The organism is Streptomyces sp. 150FB (assembly GCF_000818195.1).
In the GTDB taxonomy this organism is placed as follows: domain Bacteria; phylum Actinomycetota; class Actinomycetes; order Streptomycetales; family Streptomycetaceae; genus Streptomyces.
On sequence record NZ_JTHL01000001.1, the window covers coordinates 2,780,018 to 2,784,025 of the forward strand.

At 73.9% G+C, this 4,008-nt stretch carries 4 protein-coding genes; 3 read left to right on the plus strand and 1 reads right to left on the minus strand.

The genetic code is table 11. The annotated features are described in order from the left end of the window. A partial coding sequence (locus QR77_RS48530) for an FHA domain-containing protein (RefSeq protein WP_236710605.1) occupies positions 1-882 on the plus strand: 882 nt, incomplete at its 5' end. Between the two features lie 36 nt (positions 883-918). Here the strand turns inward: QR77_RS48530 and QR77_RS11690 are convergent. Next, positions 919-1,923 (minus strand): methyltransferase domain-containing protein, encoded by a 1,005-nt coding sequence (locus QR77_RS11690; protein ID WP_040021496.1) that lies wholly within the window; start codon positions 1,921-1,923, stop codon positions 919-921. 152 nt (positions 1,924-2,075) lie between these two features. Between QR77_RS11690 and QR77_RS11695 the strand changes: the two genes are divergently transcribed. Further along, complete coding sequence (locus tag QR77_RS11695) at positions 2,076-2,480, plus strand: globin (RefSeq protein WP_040021498.1); 405 nt, start codon at positions 2,076-2,078, stop codon at positions 2,478-2,480. A 207-nt stretch (positions 2,481-2,687) separates the two neighbouring features. Continuing rightward, positions 2,688-4,008: FtsX-like permease family protein (locus QR77_RS48535; protein ID WP_040021499.1), on the plus strand; the 1,321-nt coding region annotated here is incomplete at its 3' end.

The window sequence follows — 4,008 nt, forward strand, 5'->3', positions numbered from 1 at the left end:
GGACCGCGGCAGCCAGGACCGCTGCAACCGGGACCGCAGCAGCCCGGACCGCCCCGGCCCCCCTCGTACGCGCAGGATCCTTCGCAGGGCCCGCCGTCCCCGCCCTCCTTCCAGCAGCAGGGTCCCCCCGCGCCGCCGCCCCTGCCGCAGCGGAGCGCGGAGGACGACTGGACGCTGCCGCCGCCGTCGGGGCCCCAGGTCCCGCAGCAGGCGCAGGCGCCTCAGGCGCCCCAGCGGCAGGCCCCGCAGCAGGAAGCTCCCTCGTACCAGCCGCCCGCCTGGGGTGCCCCGGTACCGCCCCCGCCCACGCAGCAGCAGGCTCCGCCGTACCAGACCCAGGGCCAGCAGCCGCCGGGTCCGCCGGCCGGTCCGTCGTTCCAGGCACAGGCGCCCCAGGCACCGCAGCAGCCCCAGTCACCCCAGTCGTCTCAGCAAGGGGGCCCGCAGCAGCAGTACCCGCCGTCGGCGGCCGCCCCGGCGAACTGGAGCGCGGTCATCGGCCCCGACCGTGACTACTTCATGGCGATGATGCAGCGCAGCGGTCCCGAGGCCACCGGTCTCAACCTGCCCGCCTACTCCCCCGAGCAGCGGTTGCCGCTGACCGGGAAGCAGGTCACCATCGGCCGGCGCAGGCACTCGACGGGCGAGTCCCCGGATGTCGACCTGTCGGTACCGCCGGAGGATCCCGGTGTCTCGCACCAGCACGCGATACTGGTGCAGCAGCCGAACGGGAGCTGGGCCGTGGTCGACCAGAACTCCACCAACGGCACCACGCTCAACGGCGCCGAGGACCCGATACAGCCCTATGTCCCCATCACGCTCGCCGATGGTGACCGGGTGCATGTCGGCGCCTGGACGACGATCACGATCCGCCGCGACTGAGCCCGTGAGGGGGCCGTACGGGGCCGCGCCGGCCGGTCAGGTCCGGCCGAGCGGCCATACGTACGGCCCCGCCGGGTCGTCCAGCCACGCCCACTGGCGCCCGCCGCCGACGGTGATCCCGAACCGCTCGCGGTCGGGCCGGTGCTCGCGCTCCCAGAGGGAGAACGCCTCGTGTGGGTCGAGGCTGCCCGAGGTCAGCGTGAGCATGAAGCGGAACAGGTCGTTCTCGGTCGCGCGTCTCGGCAGGCCGCCGAGCCGCCGCTGCGACACGACCTCGGCGCCGGGGGCGCCGCGCAGCGGCACGAAGTAGGCGGACGTGTGCAGGAAGCGTCCCTCCCCGTACACGCCGTTCGCGTCCTCGCCGACCCGCAGCGTGATCAGGCCGGTGGCGAGCGGCGCCAGGATGCGCGCGCCCGGCGCGCACTGCGCGAGCCAGTCCTGCGGTACGGAGGGCAGCGTGCAGGTCGCGATGATCCGGTCGAACGGCGCACGCCCCCGGTAGCCGCGCGCGCCGTCACCCGTCACCACGGCCGGCCGGTAGCCCGCGGCGGCGAGGTGTCCCCGCGCGGACTCCGTGATCTCCGGGTCCAGGTCGAGGGTGGTGACGCGCTCGTCGCCGAGGCGGTGTGCGAGCAGCGCCGCGTTGTAGCCGGTCCCCGCGCCGATCTCCAGCACACGATTGCCGTCCGTGACCTCCAGCGTGGTGAGCATCTGGGCCATCAGGGAGGGCTGACTGCTCGACGAGATCAGCTCACCGTCGCGCACCCGGGTCGCCAGTGCGCCGTCCCCGTACGCCCCCTTCAGCCAGCGCTGCCGCCGCGCGCCGTCCGGATCCCCGCGCCACAGCCGGTCGTAACCGCCGGGGCGGGGGACGAAGTAGTACGGCACGAAGACATGGCGCGGTACGTCGGCGAACGCCGCGCGCCAGGCGGGATCGGACAGCGCGCCCTTCGCCTCGATCTCCCGCACCAGCGCGGCGCGCGCCTCGGCGGCCGCCTTGTCGTCCGGTTCGTACCCGCCGTCGTCCCCGTGTGCGCCCATGCCTCCACTGTCCCGGGTGGCCGGGTCCGGGGCGAGTGGGCCTCGGCGCGTCGCGGGCGCGGGTTTGCCGTGAAGGTACGGAAGTCCTAGGTCCGCACCGGAGAGTGCCTAAGCCCACGGTCCTCGGCCGGGCGGTCTGCGACGATGGAGGGGTGAACGAGATTCCGCGCGGCACGCTTCAGGAGCAGACCTTCTACGAGCAGGTCGGCGGCGAGGAGACCTTCCGGCGCCTGGTCCACCGCTTCTACCAGGGGATCGCCGAGGACCCGCTGCTGCGGCCGATGTACCCGGAGGACGATCTGGGACCGGCCGAAGAGCGCTTCACGCTCTTCCTCATCCAGTACTGGGGCGGCCCGCGCACCTACAGCGACCAGCGCGGACACCCCCGGTTGCGGATGCGCCACGCGCCGTTCGCGGTCGACAGCGCCGCGCACGACGCCTGGCTCGGTCATATGCGGGTCGCCGTCGACGAGCTGGGGCTCGACGAGGCACATGAGCGACAGCTCTGGGACTACTTCGTCTACGCCGCGGCCTCGATGGTCAACACGGCCGGCTGACCTGTCGCCCGGCGGGGTGACCCCACCGCCGGGCCGATGACCGGGCCCATCGCCTGATCGAGGGCCCGATCAGACATGGGCAACCCCGATCACAATCCGATCAAGCCCGTCCCGGAAGCGCTTTCGTCTGCCCCTTCTCTCTGAGAGCATCCCGAAAAGCCCGAAAATGCTGTCGGGGGACGCGAACGGGCTGATCAGGGGGAACAGGTGGCGGGGTTTCTGTTTCTGCGGGTGCGCGCGCACCGGCTGTTGCTGCTGGCCGCCCTGCTCGCCGTGCTGCTGACGACGTCCGTACTGGCCACCCTCGCCGCGTTCTCCGGCTCCATCGGGGACGCGGCGCTGCGCGACACCCTCCAGGGCAGGGAAGCCGCTTCGGCCGCTCTTGTCGTCAACGCGGACACGGCCGCGTCCGCCGGACCGGGCGCCGCTCCAGGGGGCGCTGACCGGGCGGTCGCCGCCGGTGCCCGGCGTACGTTCGACGGGCTGCCGGTCACCGTACGGAAGCTGGCCACCTCGGGGGCGTACGCCCTGCCGGGCGCTTCGGGCGCCACGGACGCAGCGGATGACGATCAGCCCGACCTCACCCACTTCGCCACCCTCGACCGCTCCCGCGTACGGCTCGTCAGCGGCGGCTGGCCCAAGGCCACGGCCGGCACCCGGCCCCCGGTGCCGGTGGCGCTGCCCCAGGAGGCCGCCGCCCGGCTCGGCCTGAAGACGGGCGACACGCTGACGCTCACCGACCGCGTGGCCGGCACCCCCGTACGTATCCGCGTCACCGGCGTGTACCGCGCGGCCGATCTCACCGACGTCTACTGGCAGTTGGACGAGCTGCACGGCCGTGGCGTGCGTACGGTCGTCTTCACCACCTACGGACCACTGCTCACCGACGGCGCCGACCTCGCCTCGGGACGGCTCAGTTCGGGCGAGACGTCCTGGCTGGCGACCGGCGACTTCCGTACTGTCACCACCGGCCGGATCGGCGCGCTGCGCGAAGCCGCCGAGCACGGCCCCAAGGCTCTCGCGGCCGACAGGGCGTTCGCCGGGGGCGCGCCGGAGGTACGGACGGCGCTGCCCGCCGTGCTCGACCGGACACAACGGGCCCTGCTCGTCTCCCGGTCCACGCTGATGATCGTCGCCGTCCAACTGGTGCTGCTCGCCGGTTACGCGCTGCTGCTCGTCGCCCGGCTGCTCAGCACCGAGCGCGCCGGCGAGACCGAACTGCTGCGCGCCCGGGGCGGATCGCGGCGCCGGATCACCCTGCTGGCCGCCGCCGAGGCCCTGTTGCTCGCGGTGCCGGCCGCGCTCTGCGCGCCGCTGTTCGCGGGGCCGCTGACCCGGCTGCTCGCCGACCGGAGCGCGCTGACCGCCATCGGACTGCGGCTCGGGAAGGCGTCCACCGGGCAGGTGTGGCTGGTCGCCGCTGTGGTGGCGCTGGCGTGTGCGGCGGCCGTGGTGGCTCCGGCGCTCGCCTCACCGGGGACCCCGGGAACCCGGCGCGGCAGGGCGGGCACGCTGCCCGCGCCGGTGC

Coding starts and splice junctions, on each gene's coding strand:
- QR77_RS11690 (WP_040021496.1), bottom strand. CDS start 1,923: ATGGGCGCACACGGGGACGACGGCGGGTACGAACCGGACGACAAGGCG.